The organism is Bradyrhizobium sp. BLXBL-01, from assembly GCF_051853025.1.
Lineage (GTDB): Bacteria > Pseudomonadota > Alphaproteobacteria > Rhizobiales > Xanthobacteraceae > Bradyrhizobium.
Map to the genome: position 1 here is coordinate 3,512,855 of NZ_CP182471.1, position 17,385 is coordinate 3,530,239.

Sequence of the window (17,385 nt, forward strand, 5' to 3'; positions counted from 1 at the left end):
TGCGTATCTGAGAATCCATAACCACCAGCCGTGGTTATGGATTCCGGGCCTGGCCCTGCGGGCCATCCCGGAATGACGACAAAGAGAGAGACAAGGAAAGACGATGAAACTCACCGCCGACGCCAAGGGCACCTTCGCAATCGCGCCGACGCCGTTCCACGACGACGGCCGGATCGACGAGCGCTCGATCGACCGCCTGACCGATTTCTACGAGGAGGTCGGCTGCGACGGCGTCACGGTGCTGGGCATCCTCGGCGAGGCGCCCAAGCTCGATGCCGCCGAGGCCGAGCAGGTGGCGGTGCGCTACGTCAAGCGCGCCAGGAAGATGCAGGTGATTGTCGGCGTCTCCGCGCCGGGCTTTGCCACCATGCGCTCGCTGGCGAAGGCCTCGATGGACGCGGGCGCGGCCGGCGTCATGATCGCGCCGCCGCCGTCGCTGCGCACCGACGACCAGATCGTCGGCTATTTCAAGCAGGCGGCGGAAGCGATCGGCCCTGATGTGCCCTGGGTGCTGCAGGACTATCCGCTGACCTTGCAGGTCGTGTTCACCCCCGCCGTGATCCGCAAGATCGTCATGGACAATCCGAACTGCGTGATGCTCAAGCACGAGGACTGGCCGGGCCTGGAGAAGATCTCGACGTTGCGCGGCTTCCAGAAGGACGGCTCGCTCCGTCCGCTGTCGATCCTCTGCGGCAATGGCGGCACGTTCCTGGACTTCGAGATGGAGCGCGGCGCCGACGGCGCCATGACCGGTTACGCCTTCCCGGAGCTCCTGATCGACGTCGTGAACCTCTCCAAGGCCGGCAAGCGCGACGCTGCGCATGACATCTTCGACGCGCATCTGCCGCTGATCCGCTACGAGCAGCAGCCCGGCGTCGGCCTGACGGTGCGCAAATACGTGCTCCAGAAGCGCGGCATCATCGCCTCCAGCGCGCAGCGCAAGCCCGGCGCGACGATGACGGCGACGGCCAAGGCCGAGGTCGATTATCTCTTGTCGCGGGTCGCCCGCTTCGACAAGCGCGCCAATCTCGGCCCGCAATCCAGCGCCGCGGGTTAGTTGCATGGCCGAGACATCAGCATCACGCCCGGCCTCGACGATCCTGCTGCTGCGCGACGGCGCAGCACGGGAAATCGAAGTCTTCATGATGGTTCGCCATCATCAGATCGAGTTCAACTCGGGCGCGCTGGTGTTTCCCGGCGGCAGCGTCGATGCCGGCGACAACGAGATCGTCGCCCGCGCCGACCTCTATTCGGGCGGCGAGGGCCTCAGCGAAGCGGACCGCGGCTTTCGGATCGCCGCGATCCGCGAGACGTTTGAGGAAAGCGGCATCCTGCTGGCGCGCTCCAGGGACACGGGCGCGCCCGTTGATGCCAAGCGTGCAGGGGAGATCGCCGACGCGCATCGCGTCGCGCTCAACGAGCACAAGATCAGCTTCCTCAGCATCCTCGCCGACAACGGCCTCCAGCTCGCGCTCGACACGCTCGTGCCCTACGCGCACTGGATCACGCCCGAGGGTATGCCGAAACGGTTCGACACTTGGTTCTTTCTTGCCGCAGCACCGCCCGACCAGCTCGGCGCGCATGACGGCCGCGAGTCCACCGATTCGATCTGGATCTCGCCGCGCGAGGCGGTGGAGGGCGGGGAGAGCGGCCGCTTCAAGCTGCCGTTCCCGACCACGCGCAACCTGATCCGGCTCGCCAAGCAGCCGAGCGTGAGTGCGGCGCTGGAGCACGCCCGCGGCCTCTCCATCGTCACGGTGATGCCGATCATGACCAAGACCGAAACCGGCCGCCAGCTCCGCATCCCTCGCGACGCCGGCTATGACGGCGAGGTGTTCGAGGTTGGGGCGGTCGGCTAGTACACTTCGATATTGAACGAAGTATCGAGGGCCGCGTTGGCGCTAGATTCCGTCCACGAGAAGGACGGAATGCGCACCATGGACACCCGGCAGGACACCAACATCGCGCTCGAGCTGGCCCTGCTGGTCGCGCTCGCAACGCTCTGGGGCGGCTCCTACACCTTCATCAAGCTCGGCGTCGCCACCATCCCGCCGATCACGCTGATCGCGGCGCGCACGGCCATTGCCGGCCTGCTGCTGCTCGTGATCATGTGGATGCGGGGCATCAGAATGCCCACCGATGTCGCGAGCTGGCAGCGCTTCGCGTTCCAGGCCGTGCTCAACAGCGTCATCCCCTGGACGCTGATCGCCTGGGGCGAGCGCCATGTCGACGCCGCCCTCGCCACCATCCTCAACTCGGCCGGGCCGATCTTCACCTTCCTGCTCACGGCCTTGATCACCCGTCACGAGGCAACCACACCACGAAAGCTGTTCGGCGTGGTCGCAGGCATGGCCGGCATCCTGCTGATCGTCGGCGTCGATGCCTTTCATGAGATCGGCAGCGGCCTGATCGCCGAGGCCGCCATCGTCGCCGCCACCATCTGCTATGCCTGTGCCGCGATCTTCGGCCGCGGCTTCAAAGGCCTCGATCCCATGGCGCCCGCGGCCGGCTCGCTGCTGGCGGGGGCAGCGGTCCTGATCCCTGCCTCCCTGATCATCGAGCAGCCCTGGACGCTGTCGCCTTCGCTGAGCTCGGTGCTGGCACTGTCGGCGCTCGCGGTGTTTTCGACCGCGGCAGCGTTCGTGATCTATTTCCGCCTGATCCAGACCCTGGGCTCGGTCGGCACCACCGCGCAGGCCTATCTGCGGGTGCCGATCGGGGTCGCCATCAGCGTCGCGTTCCTCGGCGAGGCCTTGAGCCGGACCGCCTGGATCGGCTTGGCCTGCGTCGTCCTCGGCGTCGCCGCCATGACGATCCCGGCCCACAGGGCAGCTAGCGTCAAACTGTCGTAAAGCTGAAGGCGGGCGCCAAGTCCCGATATTAACGATATTCCGCGTCCCAAGGCATGTTCCCCCCGGGCAGCAATACGTCGTATATTGGACTTCCAGCAGTCCAGTTCTCAAGCCACCAATGTCCGCCGAATTGACGCCGCCCCCTGAGAAAAGGCGAACCTTCTCGCTCTCCATCGGCCAGCTCACCTTCGGCAGCTTCCTGTTGGTGCTGGCGGTGATCATCGTCACCTCGACCGCGAGCGTGATCGCGATCCGGCACATCGACACGACCTTTGCCGAGCTGCAGCGGCTGCAGAGCGTCGGCGACCTCGCCGAGGACATCGATCGCCGCATGAACGAATTGCGCCTTGCGGCGCGCGACTTCGTCACAGATCCGGGGGCCGGCATCCAGTTCCAGCAGGTCGGCGAGGCGGCCTCGACGCTCAGCGACATCCTGAAGAAGACCCGCATCGAGCTCGCGCCCGAGCAGCAGGACATGATCGACGGCGTCACCGAGCGGCTTGCGACCTATCGCACCGGCCTCGAGCGGATCTCCACCCTGATCGACCGCCGCGCCCAGCTGCTCGCCGGACTGCCGCCGCTGCGCGAACAATTCGACGAAGCCGTCGCAAGCACCCCGGACCGCGAGCTGGCGTCCCGCCTGTCCGAGGCGCAGAGCCGGATCGCGCTCGGACTGCTGGCGCGCAACCCGTCCGCGGCCGAGCAGGCCGCACAGGGAATGCGGGGGCTCGATATTGGCGATGCCAAGCTGAAGTCCGCGGTGAATGACTATGCCGAGGCCATCATGGCCGTCGCCGTCCGCGAGCGGCAGATCGCCGACATCGATCGCGAGGTACTGGGAACGGAAGGCCGGCTGATCGGCCGCGTCACCGAATTGCTGCGTGAGGTCAGCTCCCGGCGCGGCCACGTGCTGTCGCGCGACTTCGCCCGGACGCTGACCGAGGCGCGATGGCAGAGCATCGTGCTCGGCACGGTCGGCGTGCTCATCGGCATCGGCGCTGCGTGGTTCGTGGTGCGCAGGACGGTGCGTCCGCTCGCTCAGATCGCGCGATCCATTCGCGCGCTCGCCGCCGGCCGGAAAGACACGTCGATTCCATCCGCCGACCTCGACAACGAGATCGGCGACATTGCGCGGGCGGCCGAAGTGTTTCGACGCGCGCTGGAGGAGGCCGACACCGCGCGCGAGGCGGCGGTGCGCGCGCTCACCGAGCAGCGCCTCGCCGAGGAGAGCTACCGGAAACTGTTCGAGGGCTCCATCGACGGCATCTATGTGACGACGCCGGCCGGTGACCTCCTCAACGCCAATCCGGCGCTGGCGCGCATGATGGGCTATGACAGCCCCCAGCAGCTGATCGACAGCATCAGCGACATCGCTCACACCATCTACGTCCACCCCGAGGCGCGCGCGGAATATCAGCGGTTGATGGCGCGCGACGGCATGGTGCGCGAGTTCGAGTATCAGGTGCGCCAGCGCAGCGGCGACATCCTCTGGCTCTCCGACAGCGCCACCGGCGTGCGCGACGAAGCGGGCAACATCGTTCGCTACGAGGGCACGCTGCGCGACATCACCGACCAGAAGCGGGCGGAGGAGGCCATCGCCGAAGGCCGGCGCCTGCTCCAGCAGGTCATCGATACCGTGCCCGCTGTCATCAACGTCAAGGACCGCAATCTGCGCTACGTGCTGATGAACCGCTACATGGCCGGCATCTTCGGCATCGAGCCCGGCGAGGCGCTCGGCCGCACCACGGCCGACCTGATGTCGCGCTACGGCGCGGCAAAGTCCGACGAGAGCGACAAGCGGGTGCTCAAGCTCCGCAAGGGACTCGGTTTCTATGAGGAGGAGTACCAGGACGCTTCCGGCAACATGCGGCAATGGCTGGTCAACAAATTGCCGCTGCTCGACCCCGAGGGCGAGATCGAGCGGATCGTGACCGTTGCGCTCGATATCGGCGAGCGCAAGCGCGGCGAGCAGGAGATGCGCAAGGCCAAGGAAGCCGCCGAGACCGCGCTGCGCAATTTGCGCGAAACGCAGGCCTCGCTGATCGAGGCCGAGAAGCTGGCCGCGCTCGGGCGCCTGGTCGCCGGCGTCGCCCACGAGGTCAACAATCCCGTCGGCATCAGCCTCACCGTCGCCTCCGCGCTGGAGCGCAAGACCGCGATGTTCAGCGCCGAAGTCGAGCGCGGCGAATTGCGCCGTTCCACGCTCAATGACTTCCTCAACACCAGCCGCGATGCGTCCTCGCAGCTCGTCTCCAATCTCAACCGCGCCGCCGAGCTGATCCAGTCGTTCAAGCAGGTTGCCGCCGACCGCAACTATTCGGATCAGCGGACTTTCGATCTCGGCGACCTCACCGAGCAGGTGGTGATGAGCCTGCGGCCGGGGCTGCGTAAGCACAATCTGACGCTCAACGTCGAATGTCAGCCGGATCTGACCATGAACAGCTATCCCGGCCCGTACGGCCAGGTGCTGACCAATCTGTTCCTGAATTCGGTGGCGCACGCCTTCCCGGACGGAAGGCCCGGGACGATCGAGATCCAGGTGCGCGAGTCCGGCAAGGACAACGTCGAGATCATCTTCTCCGACAATGGCTGCGGCATGTCGCTCGACGTCCGCCGCCGCGCCTTCGATCCGTTTTTCACGACGCGGCGCGACCAGGGCGGCACCGGCCTCGGGCTGCACATCGTCTACAGCATCGTCACCAACCGGCTCGGCGGTCGGCTCGATCTCGATTCCGAGCCGGGTGGCGGCACGCGCATCCAGATGATCCTGCCGCGTGTTGCACCGCTCGAACAGGCCGCGGAATAGCTAGTCGACGTCCGCGAGCTTATGCAGGGTGGCGCCGAAAATCAGGCTGGCCTTGCCGACCAGCGCTGTGCCCGTCATTTCCGCGCGCGTGTCGGTGTAGGTGCCGCTGACGCCGATGCCGACCGGGGCAGGGCCGCCGAACAGCGGATTATCATCGCCGCGAGGTGAGGTATGCCGCTGCACCAGCACCTCGCCTTTGAAGGTGCTGCTGTCCTTCACCGTGTAGCTGCCGGTGTAATAGAGGTAGGCATCGCCGCCGAGAATCTTGCCGTCGCGGAAAAGAATCACGCCGCTGCCCTTGCCGACTCGACCATCGAGCAGGGTCACGTGAATTGAATAGAGGCCGTTCTTCATAACGTCCCGCAGGCCGGCCGCCATCGCCCAATGGCGTAACCGGTCCGGCTTTTATGCCAAAGCCTATCTCCCCGCGCAACGCGGCAGTTTGCCGGCCGGCAGCGGCCTGCGAGCCGTAGTTGTCCCAGCTTGTCCGTGACACGATCATGACGCTCTGATGGTGAGGCGAGGCCTAACGTTGCGAATCAGAGTTGGCCCGCGAAATGCATAACCATTGTTGCACTGGCCGCGGGGTGCTGGAGCAAGACGAACGTGACCAACTGGATCGATTCCGGCGGCGATGAGCCGCGTCTGTACAGTGCGCGTCCCACGAATTGCAAAAGCGAACAACGGCGGATTGGCAATGCAATACGCCGGCGAAACCCGACGAGGCTGGCGTGCGCCTTGGCCTTGATCGCGCTCGCAGCCTCCTCGGGGCACGCGCGCGACCGCGGGCAGTTCGCCAACACCAATCCCGAATTGAAGTCCTGGTTCGATAGTCTGCGCAGCGGCAAGGGGCCTTGCTGCTCCGATGCAGACGGTTCGGCGCTCTCGGACTCCGACTGGGACAGCAAGGACGGGCATTATCGCGTCCGCGTCCCACGCTATGGCTCTGCGCTCGATGGCCAGCAGCAGGAGCTCGTCTGGGTCGACGTGCCCGAGGAGGCCGTGATCTCGGAGCCGAACCGGGTGGGACGCACCATGGTCTGGCCAATCTACGGCTACATGGGCGTCACCATCCGCTGCTTTATGCCCGGTAGCATGACCTAGCCCCTCGGGCGTGACCTCGTCGCCGGCTCGGATGCCTGTTAGGGCCGGCGGCGCCTCAGGTGTATTTCTTGTCGCGTTCGAGCAGCTCGATCGAGATGCCTTCGGGCCCGCGGATGAAGCAGATGCGTACGCCGGGCCGGATGGTCGTCGGCTCGCGCGTGAAGGTGACACCCTTGGCCTTGATCTCGGCCGCGACGGCGTCGATGTCCTTCACCGTCAAGCCGAAATGATCGAGGCCCTGATGCGGGTGCGGAGGCGGCGGGTTGACCGCGCCATCGCCCTCGAGCGGCGCGATGAAGATCCTGGCGCCGCCGAGATTCACGTCGATCCGTCCGGGCGCGTGCACAATCTCGCCACCAAGGATGTCCCGCAGCCAGATCGCCGTCGCCTCCGGATCGGGGCTGCGCAGATGGACGTGATCCCAAGTGACGGCGAATGGCATTTCATGGTCTCCAGAGGGTGTTTTCGATGTTGCGGCGCATGTTAGCGGCCTCGGCCGGTGGTCGCCACCGCCTTGCCGACTCGCATGATCCGCGGGAACCTTAGTTCGTTGGCCGGATTAAGGTAAGTTGTGGCCGAGTCCATCTTCGATGGTGCTGCGGCTCCGATCGGTGGGCATCCATGAACGCCAAGATCGACCGAACCGGATTGGGGCGCTTCGCCGGCAGCGGCGAACGACTGGCACGGGCAGTGACGATCGCAAGCGTCTCATTTGGCCGAACCCTTCTGTGGCTGCTGGCGGCTATCATCGTCGGCTGCGGCATCTGGATGCTGTTGCCTCTTTCCAAGGGCAACAGTGCTGAGCCGGTCGGGGCGGAGCTGGCGGCTGTTGAAACGCCTCCCTCCGGCGATGCGTCGGCAATAGCCTCGGGGGCCTCCGAAGCACAGGTGCCGGCGACGGCAGAACTTGGTCGTCTCAGGATTTCATCGCAGACCTGGCGTCGCGGCGGCCTCGGCTCCAAAGCCCTGGTGACGTTCACGCTGCGAAACGACAACGACTATGCCGTAAAGGATGTCGAGATCGTCTGCTCCTTCACACGGCGCGACGGCAGCCATCTGACCGACCGCAGCCGCGTGCTGGCGGATCCGGTCAGCATGAAGAGCCGCAAGACCTTTGTGCGTATCCCAATCGGCGTCGTCAACGTGAATGCCGATCAGGCAAAATGCTCGCTGGTTGCGGCACGCCGCGCATGAAGGCGGCCTGTTCCGGTAGCTGAAAAGTTACCCTCTGCGGTCCTTGGCCAAAAACCATGCATCACCATTTGAACCGAACGGCTGGGCCAGGAACCAATTGGTAGATCGCCTGTTGAGGCGAGGAGAGCCCACGCGGGGATGCGGGGGGCGGAGCGCGGCCAATGCCCATCTTTAGGTATTTCATTTTCGTCGGTGGAGCTTTGCTCGCACTGCTGTTCGCGGCGGATTTCGTTTTCCCGGCGCCGCCCGTGGCGCATGCGGTCGCAACCGCAGGCAACGACCAGCCGCTGATCCGAATCCGGTCCGATCGTCATATGCCTGAGCGTGTCGTCCTCGACACCAGCCAGCCGACGATTGGCGCACCCGCGGTTCAGACCGCCGCAGTGGCAGCTCCCCAGCCAGCGGTACAGGAAAGCCTGTCGCCGGCTCTGGCCGAGATGTCGGCCAAGATGCGGGTGCGCGAGACCTTCGCCCAGTTCACGCCGGCGCCGAGGGCCGGGACCGCCACGGCCAAGACCTCCGAGACCGCTCAGCCCCAGACTTCCCAGGCTCAAGCTTCTCCGGTGCAGGCTCAGCCCAAGCGCAAGATCGTCAGGACGCATCCCGCGCCGCAGCCGGGCCGTCCTATGATGCTGGTCGCGCAGCAGCCGCATTTCGGCCTCTTCAGCACGACCTGGTAACGGCGCTTTCGGCCAGCCTCGATCGAGGTGGGAAGGGCTTTTTATTGGCCGGCCTCTCTGCTAATTCGAACCGATCCGAACGCCGTCGGGTGAGCTGGCTCCTCGCCAGCGCCGGCCGGCGAATCTCGGTGGCCCGCTACCCGGGCCAGGGCGCTCGTAGCTCAGCTGGATAGAGCATCGGATTTCGATTCCGAGGGTCGGAGGTTCGAATCCTTCCGAGCGCGCCAGTCGTCTCTGTTCCGCATATGTTCTGGAACGACGCGAACGGGTCAGCGCCGCGAGGGCGCGGCGTCCTCAGCTTGCCGGGACACCGCTTTGCCGTCCGCGTGCCAGCGTGTCGGAGGGCGCCTCGTGGAAGATCGCGCGGTAGGCCGCGGCAAATTCGCCGAGATGATGGAAGCCCTGGGCACGTGCGCAGCTGGTCACGGTGACGCCGCCGCCCTTGAGCAGGCGGGCGCGGGTCGCCCACAGCCTCTTCAGGCGAATGTACTGGTGCAGGCTCATGCCGCGCACCTTGCTGACGGCGCCGCCGAGCGTGCGGATCGAGACGTCGAATTCGCGGGCGAGATCGGCCGTATAGATCGGAGCGGTCGGGAAGGTCGCGACGTAGTCGTCGATGCGCTGCACGAGCTTGATCGCCCGCTCGCCCTGGACCGAGGTGCTCCGATCCGACATCGGATCGATTCGAAACAGATCGTCGAGCGCGAGCAGCAGGCCTTCCTGGAGATGGGCCGCAACCTCCGTCGTCTCGAACAGGCGCGGCTGCACTGACGCGGTTCGCAGGATATCGAGCAGGAGCTGTCGCGTGTGGAGCAGGGCGGGCCGATTCGCGACATGGGCCCGCAAATGGTCGGCGCGGTCGAACCAGCCACGGTCTCTCAGTTTGGGGGAGAAGATGATCATGGCGTGATGATTGGTCCGGGGCTCGACGAAATGGCACTCATCGTTGCCGCGGAGGGCAGCGAAGAAGCGCGCGTCCAGATCCACACCCTTGAAGTTGGCCTGAAGATCGTCGGTCATCGACAGGATCACCATCCCGCCCGGCATGCGATAGGCAGTGTCGAGGATTCGCGCGAACGATCTCATCATGATGATGCGGCACGCCGGCAGGGAAACGATGGCCCGGGCCGCCGCGAAGTTTGGGATGTCGAGCGGAATGCTCCTCGCATCCTCCATCGTCTCGACCGGCCGAAACGCGTCGACATCGGAAAAGCTGATCAGTTGTAGCGCGGAGGAGGGAACGAGGTTGTCCAACAACATGATTCTGGCCGGCCGCTGAAATGAGACAATCAAATGAACGCCGATGCATCGCCATCAATGCCGAAACATCGCGTTTCAGTAAACGGAATTTCAGGCCGTAGTATTGCGGACATCATGTCATGAAGACCGTCCGGTCAATGTCACCGTCAACCTTCTCGGTCCATCGGTTCGCCGGCGGCGAGGCCAGCGATCGCTCTGCAAGATGATCTCGCAAAAGCGAAGGGGCCCGAGGGCCCCTTCAAACGTCACCAGCGGCGATAGCCGTAGTGCCCATAGTAGCGCGGACCGTAATAGCGCGGCCGATAATACCGCGGGCCGTAGTAAGGCCGCGGCCCGTAGTAGCCATAGTAGTTCGGCCGCCACCAGCACTGTCCCCAGGCGTCGCAGACCATGCGGACCTGCTCGACGCCGGAGACCTGCGGTGTCGCAGGTGCAGGCGCGATGGGCATGGCGGATGCCGTCGACGATGCAGCGAGGGCGCCGAACAAGCACGCGGCCAAAAGGCCAGTCTTGAGATTCATGATGTCTTCCTCCGCTTACGCGATGCAGGATATCGAGGTTGTTCTGATCAAATTGTGGCCGAACCGAAATGTAATACAGATGAACAAACCTTCAGCGAGCTGACCCAAGTCACAGCTCGGCAGCGGAGCGTAGGTCGCCGGGCCATGCCGTGACTAGACCTTGATCCTGCGCAATTCGCAAGTTTGCCTTGGCTCTTACTGTCATCGTCATGGCAGCGGCGTGGTGCCTGTTGCCGGCCAAGGTGAGCTGAATGCAAGTCATTCCAGATCTGTCGATCTCGCCGGAGAAGGTCTTCTTCGTCATCTCGAAATCGCGCCGGTCCGACAGCGAAGCGGGCGGGGGTGGCGTCGTCCTGGACTTCGGCGACGATGACATGAGCTACGGCCGCGGCGGGCGCGGCGAAACCACCGACCGTGCGGAGCTCGCGGGCTTCATCCGCGCTCTCAATGTTGACGAGCAGATCGATCTCGTGGCGCTGGCCTGGCTCGGCCGCGGCGACGCTGATCTCTCCGATTGGCGTCAATTGCGCGCTCAGGCTGCGCAGGCGCACAACCAGCGCACCGCGTCCTATCTGATCGGCACGCCAGTGCTCGCCGACTATCTGGAGGAGGCGATGACGCAGTTCGGCAAGTCCTTCGAGGAATTCGAAGAGCTACTCTGATGCCGGATGCGGCGTCTGCAAGTGTCAAGGAGAAGTTGCAATGGACAAGATGAGAATTGACAAGGGTGACTGGCTGGTCGTGTGCGACGGGCGCAAGGCGCTCATTCTGGAAAACCTCGGCGACGAGATGTTTCCGAACCTGCACACCAGGGAGGTGCATGAGCAGCCCAATCCCGCGACCGCCGCTCAAGGGTCAGCCGCGCCGGGCCGATCGCATGGCGCAGCCGGCGGCGCACGCAGCTCGATCGAGCAGACCGATTGGCACGACGAGGCCGAGCGCGCCTTTCTGCGGAGCCTGGCCGGCCGGCTCGATGCCGCCGTCAGCTCCGGCGAGACCACGGCCCTGACCATGGTGGCCTCGCCGCGCGCGCTCGGCATGATCCGCGCCGACTATTCGGAAGGCGTGCGCAATGCGCTGCAGGGGGAGGTCGGCAAGGACCTCGTCAAGCTGCCGGTCTACGAGATCGAGAAGCAATTGCTGCGGTCGGGCGCAGCCAAATAAGCGATCCGCAGCGGCCGCGGCGCCTCAATAGCAGGGGTGCCGCCGGCCGTCCTGACCGATATAAGCAGCCGCGCTGCGATAACAGTGGTTGGTCGCCGGGCCGTCATAGTAGGCGAAGGTGCCAGGGGTGATACCGGGGCCGTAATTGTGCAGGTAGCTGATCGGGTAGGGCAGCGGGTTGGCGTAGGAGCGGTGGTACCGGTGGCGGCCGTGCGCCTCGGCGAGAGCAGGGGCCAGGACCGCAGCCGTCAGGGCCGCAACCGCGGCTACACGCGTCAACTTGCTCATCTCGATTCTCCGGAACCCGCTCGAATAGGTCAGCCGTTATAGCAATTTCGAGCGGTCGGGCATCGCTTCGGGGGGCCGAAATCAATGCCAATGCCGCAGATTTCCGTGTGGGTGTGACAGAATTGCCGGACATGCGGCCAAAAGCTGCCCATTTTTGGCCTTTTCGGGATGCTTAACGAATTCCCCACACAAGTATGACCAAAGACTATTCGGTTAAGAATTCTGCCGCCGGACCTGGGGATCACTTGCCGGTCCCTCGTGTCAGGTGCATTCCTGAAGGCCTTCGCCGTCATCTCGCCATGCGCATCACGCTTCCGAGTCTGCTGTTGCTCTGCCTCGCCGCTGCCGCGCCGGCACGCGCCGAGCTGCACATCACCCGCGACCACGGCGGCTATGTCGAGGAGTACAAGACCAAGTACAAGCGGGTGCGCGAGAAGGGCGAGCGGGTCATCATCGACGGCATCTGCAATTCGGCCTGCACGCTCGTGCTCGGAATCGTGCCGATGAACAAGATCTGCGTGACGCCGCGCGCGAGCCTCGGCTTCCACCAGGCCTATTACGACAAGGCGTTCACCTTCGGCATCAAGGTCACCAGCGCCGAGGGCACCTCCGATCTCATGTCCTACTACCCCGACACGGTGAAGGATTGGATTCGCCGCAATGGCGGGCTCACCACCGACATGAAAAAGATCAAGAACGGCGTCGAGCTCTGGAAGATCGTCAATCCCTGTCCGGAAGAATGGTGAGCGGCTGAGCCGGACCGCGATCGTCCGTCGCAGCGCAACATCGTCACGACGAAATTCGCATTGCCGCATGGCCGACGGTCGGGCAATGAGGGCCGCAATGAACCATAATCAAGAAACCCTGGCCGCCCGCGCCGCGCCGATCCTGTTCGTGCTGCTCTGGAGCACCGGATTCATCGGCACCAAATACGTCGTCAACAATGCCGATCCCTTGACCTATCTCGCCATCCGCATGGCGATTGTGGTCGGGTTGATGGCGATCATCGCAGGCATCGCGCGGCCGAAATGGCCGGACCGCGCAGGCATCGCGCACAGCGCGGTCGCCGGCATCCTCGTCCACGGCTTCTATCTCGGCGGCACCGCGATTGCGATCGCGCATTCGATTCCGGCCGGCCTTTCGGCGCTGATTCCGGGCTTGCAGCCGATCCTGACCTCGACCATTGCCAATCGCTGGCTCGGCGAACGGGTCACGCCGCTGCAATGGGCCGGGCTCGTGCTCGGTCTCGGCGGGGTGGTGCTGATCCTGCACAACCGCCCGATGACCGGCGAAGCCGGGCTCGGCTGGCTCGCCTCCGTGGTCTCGCTGGTCAGCATCACGCTCGGCACGCTTTATCAGCGCCGCTACTGCAATCACATCGACTGGCGCGCCGGAAATCTCGTGCAGTACGTGGCGGTCACCATTTTCTTCGCGATCGGCGCCTTCCTGTTCGAGGATCGCGTGGTGCACTGGACGCAGGAGTTCGTGCTTGCGCTCGCCTGGCTCGCGGTCGCGCTCTCGATCGGATCAATCGGGCTGTTGTACTGGCTGATCCGCCACGCCGCGGCGACCTCGGTCGCCAGTTTGTTTTATTTGGTGCCGGCCGTCACGGCCCTGATGGCCTATCTGCTGTTCGGAGAAAAGCTGGACGCGATTGCCATTGCGGGCATGGCGCTCTGCGCCACGGCGGTCTTCGTTGTCAATCGGCGGTCCTGACGGCGGGCTCAGCCTGATCATCGTCTGGCCGGCGCGCAGCCAAGCGGCGAGGGCAGGCGTGCGCTGTCTCCGGGCGCGCCCGCACCCGGAGACGTCTGCCGGTGCGATCAGCGCTTGGCCTTCTTGGCCTTCTTCTTCGACTTGCCGGCTTTCTTCGCCGACTTCTTCGCAGACTTTTTCGCGGCCTTCTTGGACGACTTCTTGGCGGCTTTCTTCGTCGTCTTCTTCGCAGCCTTCTTGGCCTTCTTCTTGACTGCCTTCTTCGGCGCTACTTTCTTCGCGACCTTCTTGGCGGCTTTCTTCACCTGCTTGACTGCAGTGACTGCCGCGTCCTTGGTCGTTTCCACGGCACTGGTGATCGTCTCCATCGCCTGTTCGGTGATCGGCTTCTCGTCGTCCATATCGTCCCCCACGGTTTGTATGGAGCGATGACGATAGCGGGTTTCGAAATTGTGTCAAAGCGACGCTCAACCTTTGCGGATCTTTGCGTAGGCGGCGAGCGCGCGTTCGCGTCCCCTGGCATGATCGACGATCGGCTGCGGATAGGTCTTGCCGATCGTGATGCCCGCGCTCGCTAGCTCGATCGGCGTCGCCTGCCAGGGCCGGTGGATCAGCTTGGCCGGCAGGGCCTTCAGTTCCGGAACCCAACGTCGAACGTAGGCGCCGTCAGGATCGAACTTCTCGCCCTGGAGCTGCGGATTGAACACGCGGAAATAGGGCGCAGCGTCTGCGCCGCAGCCGGCGACCCATTGCCAGTTGGCAGGATTGCTGCCGGCGTCCGCGTCGACCAGCGTGTCCCAGAACCAGGCTTCGCCTTGACGCCAGTCGATCAGGAGGTGCTTGACCAGGAAGGAGGCCACCACCATCCGCACCCGGTTGTGCATCACCCCGGTGTGCCAGAGCTCGCGCAGGCCGGCATCGACGATGGGATATCCGGTGCGCCCGCGCTGCCAGGCGGCGAGCGCTTGTTTGTCGGCCTGCCAAGGAAAGCGATCGAAGTTCGTCTGCAGGTTTTCGGCGGCGAGGTTGGGGTGATCGTGGAGGAGGTGGCGGCAGAATTCGCGCCAGCCGAGCTCGCTCAGGAATTTTTCGACGCCTTGCCCGAGCGCCGGATCTTCCGCCGCGGCAAACCGGGCGGCGTGCCAGACCTGACGCGGGCTGAGCTCGCCGAAGCGCAGATGCGGCGACAGCCGTGAGGTGCCCTCTCGGTCCGGGCGGTCGCGGTCGCCGGGATACATTCCAACAGTGTGCTTGAGGAAGTCGCGCAGGCGCAGATGGGCGGACGCGGCGCCGGAGGTCCATGCCTCGCGAAGGCCACCCGCCCAATCCGGCGCGGTCGGCTCGAGCTTCCAGCCCTCCAGTCGATCGCTTGCAACGCGCGGCGCAGGGCGCAGCTGCTTCGGCGCGGGCAGGGGCTTGGGCGGGTCACCGAGCGCCAGCACGCGGCGCCAGAACGGGGTGAACACGCGCAGGCCCCGGCCGTCCTTGGTGCGGATCGCCGCGGGCGGGACCAGCAGGTCGCCAGGAAAGCTTTGCGCGTGCGTGCCGAGCTTAGCCAGGGCCGCTTCGAGCTGTCGCTCGACGGCCTGATGAGGCGCCTGCGCGATTTCGTTCCAATAGACGGCGCGGGCGCCGCTCTCTTGCGCCAGCTCCGGGATCACCTTGGCCGCCGATCCCCTGCGCAGGACGAGCGAGCCGCCGCGCGCGGCGATCTCGGCACCGAGCGTTCGCAGCGACTGCGCCAGCCACCAGCGTGCCGCGCCGCCTGGCGCTCGCCCCGCCGCCTCGTCCAGTACATAGAGACAAAGCACCGGCGCTCCGGAGTTGGCGGCGGCGTCGACGGCGGGGTGGTCGGACAGGCGGAGATCGTCGCGAAACCAGACGATGATGGATGGCTGACTTGGCGGGGTCAGGGAGGGCCTCGTTTACCAATTGGAAACCGTATCGCGCACGGCGGTGGGAACCGCCGTTAATGCGGCTGTAAGTCAATTGCACCAATATGCAGGAATTACGGGGGTCATTCCATCCATGTCCAATCTTCTAACGGCGAAGTTCCTGCCGCGGTTCAAGCTCGGCACCAAGGCCGTCCTGTGCGCGGTGCTGCTGATCGCAATGAACACGGCGCTGGTGGTCGGCGCCGGCTATTGGTCGCTGACATCCGCCTTCAATGACCGCGCCTTGCGCGACATCGAGATCAATCTGCGCACGCTGGCGCTGGCCTTTGCGGAGACCGTTCCCGAAGCCAAGATCACGATCCGGGACGGCGCGGTGGTCCGCGCCGAGATCCCGAAAATGCCCGACCTCAAGGATCACGCCATCGTCGATCGGTCGGTGTCCTATGTCGGCGGCAACGCGACCCTGTTCGTGTTCGACGCGGCGAGCGGACAGTTCGTCCGCCGCTCGACCAACGTGAAAAAGGAAAATGGCGACCGCGCCGTCGGGACCCAGCTTGCCGCGGATCATCCCGGGCAGGCCCCGCTGCGCCGGGGCGAGGCCTATAAGGGGCCGGCCACGCTGTTCGGCAAGACGTTCATGACGGCTTATTTCCCGATTGCGGATGGCACCGGCAAGGTCGCCGGCATCCTCTATGTCGGCATCCCCATGACGCAGTTCGAGGGCATGCTGTCCCAGGCGATGGAGAGCATGGCAGCCGCCGCCGGGCTTGCCGCGCTTCTGGTGCTGGTCCTGACCCTGCTGGTTGTCCGTCGCATCACCCGGCCGCTGACCTCGGTGACGCATTCGCTGACCGCGCTTGCCAACGGCCAGGGCGACGTCGCGATCGAATGCGAGGACCGGGCCGACGAGATCGGCGAGATCGCCCGCACGGTCGCGGTGTTCAGGAGCAACTCGCAGGAGCGGGCGCGCATGCGCAGCGAGCAGGCGGCGGCAAGCGCTGCCGCAGCCGAGCAGCGCAAGGCCGAGCTGCGCAACTTCGTCGAGGGGTTCCGCGGCAGTGTCGGCGGCATTCTCGACAAGGTGCTGGCATCGTCGGGCGAGTTCGAGCGCGCAGCGCGACAACTCACCGACGCCGCGCGCTCCACGGCCGATCTGTCGGCGCAGTCGGCGGGAGCTTCCGAAAGCGCCTCCGAGCATGTGCGTTCGGCGGCTTCGGCTTCCGACGAATTGTCCCAATCCATCTCCGAGATCACCCGCCGGGTGCAGGAATCGAACGAGATCTCCGCCGAGGCGGTGCGGCAGGCCGAAGCGACCGACCAGCGCATTGCGCAGCTCTCGGAAGCCGGCTCGCGCATCGGCGACGTCGTCAAGCTGATCACCTCGATTGCCGAGCAGACCAATCTGCTGGCGCTGAATGCGACCATCGAGGCTGCACGCGCGGGCGATGCCGGCCGCGGCTTCGCGGTGGTGGCTCAGGAGGTCAAGACGCTCGCCGGCCAGACCGCGAAGGCGACCGACGAGATATCGAGCCAGATCGAGAGCATGCAGCTTGCGACCGAGGAATCGGTCGCCGCCATCAAGGCGATCAGCCAGACCATCGAGCGCATCAGCAGCATCGCAGGCTCGATCTCGGCCGCGGTCGAGCAACAGAAAAGCGCGACTCACAACATCGTGGCCAGCGTGCGCGCGGCGGTGTCAGGCACGGCCGATGTCGCGGTCAATGTCCGTCACGCCGCCAAGGGCGCCAGCGAGACGGGCGAGACGTCGAGCCGGATGTTTGCGTCCGCCCAGGCGCTGTCGGGCGAGAGCCTGCATCTGAAGGCCGAGGTCGAGAGCTTCCTCGACCGCGTGCACGCGGCCTGATTCCACGCAGTCGAGGCGGTCCGTTGGACCCCAGGAATCTC

General features: G+C 65.2%; 19 protein-coding genes and 1 tRNA gene. 13 read left to right on the forward strand and 7 right to left on the reverse strand.

Going from position 1 to position 17,385, the window contains the following annotated elements:
- Positions 1-103: 103 nt before the first annotated feature.
- The 4 genes from ACNJYA_RS16185 (at position 104) to ACNJYA_RS16200 (ending at position 5,658) form a co-directional block, all read left to right on the forward strand.
- A complete protein-coding gene (locus ACNJYA_RS16185) occupies positions 104-1,057 on the forward strand; it encodes a dihydrodipicolinate synthase family protein (RefSeq protein WP_212254975.1) in 954 nt (317 codons plus the stop codon).
- A 4-nt stretch (positions 1,058-1,061) separates the two neighbouring features.
- Positions 1,062-1,859, forward strand: coding sequence for an NUDIX hydrolase (locus ACNJYA_RS16190; protein WP_439403234.1), 798 nt, complete (start codon positions 1,062-1,064; stop codon positions 1,857-1,859).
- A 78-nt stretch (positions 1,860-1,937) separates the two neighbouring features.
- Positions 1,938-2,852: a DMT family transporter gene (locus tag ACNJYA_RS16195; RefSeq protein ID WP_439403448.1), complete on the forward strand. Its 915-nt coding sequence runs from the start codon at positions 1,938-1,940 to the stop codon at positions 2,850-2,852.
- Between the two features lie 118 nt (positions 2,853-2,970).
- Positions 2,971-5,658 (forward strand): PAS domain S-box protein, encoded by a 2,688-nt coding sequence (locus ACNJYA_RS16200; RefSeq protein ID WP_172783239.1) that lies wholly within the window; start codon positions 2,971-2,973, stop codon positions 5,656-5,658.
- Here ACNJYA_RS16200 and ACNJYA_RS16205 read toward each other — a convergent pair whose 3' ends face one another.
- The gene (locus tag ACNJYA_RS16205) at positions 5,659-6,012 is read right to left on the reverse strand and encodes a GrlR family regulatory protein (RefSeq protein WP_172783807.1); all 354 of its coding nucleotides are present in this window, start codon (positions 6,010-6,012) and stop codon (positions 5,659-5,661) included. It lies immediately after the preceding gene.
- Positions 6,013-6,264: 252 nt separating this feature from the next.
- Here ACNJYA_RS16205 and ACNJYA_RS16210 point away from each other — a divergent pair, with 252 nt between their 5' ends.
- Positions 6,265-6,762: a hypothetical protein gene (locus ACNJYA_RS16210; protein ID WP_439403235.1), complete on the forward strand. Its 498-nt coding sequence runs from the start codon at positions 6,265-6,267 to the stop codon at positions 6,760-6,762.
- Between the two features lie 55 nt (positions 6,763-6,817).
- Here the strand turns inward: ACNJYA_RS16210 and ACNJYA_RS16215 are convergent, their stop codons facing one another.
- The gene (locus ACNJYA_RS16215) at positions 6,818-7,204 is read right to left on the reverse strand and encodes a VOC family protein (protein WP_439403236.1); all 387 of its coding nucleotides are present in this window, start codon (positions 7,202-7,204) and stop codon (positions 6,818-6,820) included.
- 179 nt (positions 7,205-7,383) lie between these two features.
- Here ACNJYA_RS16215 and ACNJYA_RS16220 point away from each other — a divergent pair, with 179 nt between their 5' ends.
- The 3 genes from ACNJYA_RS16220 to ACNJYA_RS16230 all read left to right on the forward strand — a co-directional run bounded on the left by ACNJYA_RS16220 (position 7,384) and on the right by ACNJYA_RS16230 (position 8,863).
- Entirely contained in the window at positions 7,384-7,956 is a 573-nt protein-coding gene (locus ACNJYA_RS16220) for a hypothetical protein (RefSeq protein WP_172783242.1), read from the forward strand.
- Between the two features lie 161 nt (positions 7,957-8,117).
- Positions 8,118-8,636 carry a hypothetical protein gene (locus tag ACNJYA_RS16225; protein ID WP_172783243.1) on the forward strand — a complete coding sequence of 173 codons (519 nt, stop codon included), beginning with the start codon at positions 8,118-8,120 and terminating at the stop codon, positions 8,634-8,636.
- A 150-nt stretch (positions 8,637-8,786) separates the two neighbouring features.
- Positions 8,787-8,863: transfer RNA gene (locus ACNJYA_RS16230), tRNA-Arg, on the forward strand.
- A 67-nt stretch (positions 8,864-8,930) separates the two neighbouring features.
- On the opposite strand, the gene ACNJYA_RS16235 is transcribed toward ACNJYA_RS16230, so the two are convergent.
- Together ACNJYA_RS16235 and ACNJYA_RS16240 are read right to left on the reverse strand one after the other, a co-directional pair.
- Complete coding sequence (locus ACNJYA_RS16235; protein WP_260379695.1) at positions 8,931-9,896, reverse strand: AraC family transcriptional regulator; 966 nt, start codon at positions 9,894-9,896, stop codon at positions 8,931-8,933.
- 245 nt (positions 9,897-10,141) lie between these two features.
- Positions 10,142-10,417 carry a hypothetical protein gene (locus ACNJYA_RS16240; RefSeq protein WP_172783245.1) on the reverse strand — a complete coding sequence of 92 codons (276 nt, stop codon included), beginning with the start codon at positions 10,415-10,417 and terminating at the stop codon, positions 10,142-10,144.
- Between the two features lie 251 nt (positions 10,418-10,668).
- Here ACNJYA_RS16240 and ACNJYA_RS16245 point away from each other — a divergent pair, with 251 nt between their 5' ends.
- Both ACNJYA_RS16245 and ACNJYA_RS16250 read left to right on the forward strand, forming a co-directional pair.
- Positions 10,669-11,079, forward strand: a complete 411-nt coding sequence (locus ACNJYA_RS16245) for a DUF3775 domain-containing protein (protein ID WP_439403237.1) — start codon at positions 10,669-10,671, stop codon at positions 11,077-11,079.
- A 40-nt stretch (positions 11,080-11,119) separates the two neighbouring features.
- Positions 11,120-11,581, forward strand: a complete 462-nt coding sequence (locus tag ACNJYA_RS16250) for a host attachment protein (RefSeq protein WP_439366877.1) — start codon at positions 11,120-11,122, stop codon at positions 11,579-11,581.
- 24 nt (positions 11,582-11,605) lie between these two features.
- Here the strand turns inward: ACNJYA_RS16250 and ACNJYA_RS16255 are convergent, their stop codons facing one another.
- Positions 11,606-11,869: a hypothetical protein gene (locus tag ACNJYA_RS16255; RefSeq protein WP_172783249.1), complete on the reverse strand. Its 264-nt coding sequence runs from the start codon at positions 11,867-11,869 to the stop codon at positions 11,606-11,608.
- Positions 11,870-12,168: 299 nt separating this feature from the next.
- Between ACNJYA_RS16255 and ACNJYA_RS16260 the strand changes: the two genes are divergently transcribed.
- A complete protein-coding gene (locus ACNJYA_RS16260) occupies positions 12,169-12,615 on the forward strand; it encodes a hypothetical protein (protein WP_439366878.1) in 447 nt (148 codons plus the stop codon).
- Between the two features lie 97 nt (positions 12,616-12,712).
- Entirely contained in the window at positions 12,713-13,585 is an 873-nt protein-coding gene (locus ACNJYA_RS16265; protein WP_172783250.1) for a DMT family transporter, read from the forward strand.
- A 107-nt stretch (positions 13,586-13,692) separates the two neighbouring features.
- Here ACNJYA_RS16265 and ACNJYA_RS16270 read toward each other — a convergent pair whose 3' ends face one another.
- Together ACNJYA_RS16270 and ACNJYA_RS16275 are read right to left on the reverse strand one after the other, a co-directional pair.
- The gene (locus ACNJYA_RS16270) at positions 13,693-13,986 is read right to left on the reverse strand and encodes a histone (protein WP_439366879.1); all 294 of its coding nucleotides are present in this window, start codon (positions 13,984-13,986) and stop codon (positions 13,693-13,695) included.
- A gap of 66 nt (positions 13,987-14,052) precedes the next feature.
- On the reverse strand, positions 14,053-15,444 hold the full coding sequence (locus ACNJYA_RS16275; protein ID WP_439367482.1) for a cryptochrome/photolyase family protein: 1,392 nt from the start codon (positions 15,442-15,444) through the stop codon (positions 14,053-14,055).
- 169 nt (positions 15,445-15,613) lie between these two features.
- Between ACNJYA_RS16275 and ACNJYA_RS16280 the strand changes: the two genes are divergently transcribed.
- The gene (locus tag ACNJYA_RS16280; RefSeq protein ID WP_212254984.1) at positions 15,614-17,344 is read left to right on the forward strand and encodes a methyl-accepting chemotaxis protein; all 1,731 of its coding nucleotides are present in this window, start codon (positions 15,614-15,616) and stop codon (positions 17,342-17,344) included.
- Positions 17,345-17,385: the final 41 nt, after the last annotated feature.

Bases quoted from the DNA above. Each gene is read 5' to 3' on its own strand.
- ACNJYA_RS16195 (WP_439403448.1), top strand. From the start codon at position 1,938: ATGGACACCCGGCAGGACACCAACATCGCGCTCGAGCTGGCCCTGCTG.
- ACNJYA_RS16235 (WP_260379695.1), bottom strand. From the start codon at position 9,896: ATGTTGTTGGACAACCTCGTTCCCTCCTCCGCGCTACAACTGATCAGC.
- ACNJYA_RS16215 (WP_439403236.1), bottom strand. From the start codon at position 7,204: ATGCCATTCGCCGTCACTTGGGATCACGTCCATCTGCGCAGCCCCGAT.
- ACNJYA_RS16205 (WP_172783807.1), bottom strand. From the start codon at position 6,012: ATGAAGAACGGCCTCTATTCAATTCACGTGACCCTGCTCGATGGTCGA.
- ACNJYA_RS16255 (WP_172783249.1), bottom strand. From the start codon at position 11,869: ATGAGCAAGTTGACGCGTGTAGCCGCGGTTGCGGCCCTGACGGCTGCG.
- ACNJYA_RS16190 (WP_439403234.1), top strand. From the start codon at position 1,062: ATGGCCGAGACATCAGCATCACGCCCGGCCTCGACGATCCTGCTGCTG.
- ACNJYA_RS16185 (WP_212254975.1), top strand. From the start codon at position 104: ATGAAACTCACCGCCGACGCCAAGGGCACCTTCGCAATCGCGCCGACG.
- ACNJYA_RS16240 (WP_172783245.1), bottom strand. From the start codon at position 10,417: ATGAATCTCAAGACTGGCCTTTTGGCCGCGTGCTTGTTCGGCGCCCTC.
- ACNJYA_RS16245 (WP_439403237.1), top strand. From the start codon at position 10,669: ATGCAAGTCATTCCAGATCTGTCGATCTCGCCGGAGAAGGTCTTCTTC.
- ACNJYA_RS16265 (WP_172783250.1), top strand. From the start codon at position 12,713: ATGAACCATAATCAAGAAACCCTGGCCGCCCGCGCCGCGCCGATCCTG.
- ACNJYA_RS16260 (WP_439366878.1), top strand. From the start codon at position 12,169: ATGCGCATCACGCTTCCGAGTCTGCTGTTGCTCTGCCTCGCCGCTGCC.
- ACNJYA_RS16220 (WP_172783242.1), top strand. From the start codon at position 7,384: ATGAACGCCAAGATCGACCGAACCGGATTGGGGCGCTTCGCCGGCAGC.
- ACNJYA_RS16225 (WP_172783243.1), top strand. From the start codon at position 8,118: ATGCCCATCTTTAGGTATTTCATTTTCGTCGGTGGAGCTTTGCTCGCA.
- ACNJYA_RS16250 (WP_439366877.1), top strand. From the start codon at position 11,120: ATGGACAAGATGAGAATTGACAAGGGTGACTGGCTGGTCGTGTGCGAC.
- ACNJYA_RS16270 (WP_439366879.1), bottom strand. From the start codon at position 13,986: ATGGACGACGAGAAGCCGATCACCGAACAGGCGATGGAGACGATCACC.
- ACNJYA_RS16200 (WP_172783239.1), top strand. From the start codon at position 2,971: ATGTCCGCCGAATTGACGCCGCCCCCTGAGAAAAGGCGAACCTTCTCG.
- ACNJYA_RS16280 (WP_212254984.1), top strand. From the start codon at position 15,614: ATGTCCAATCTTCTAACGGCGAAGTTCCTGCCGCGGTTCAAGCTCGGC.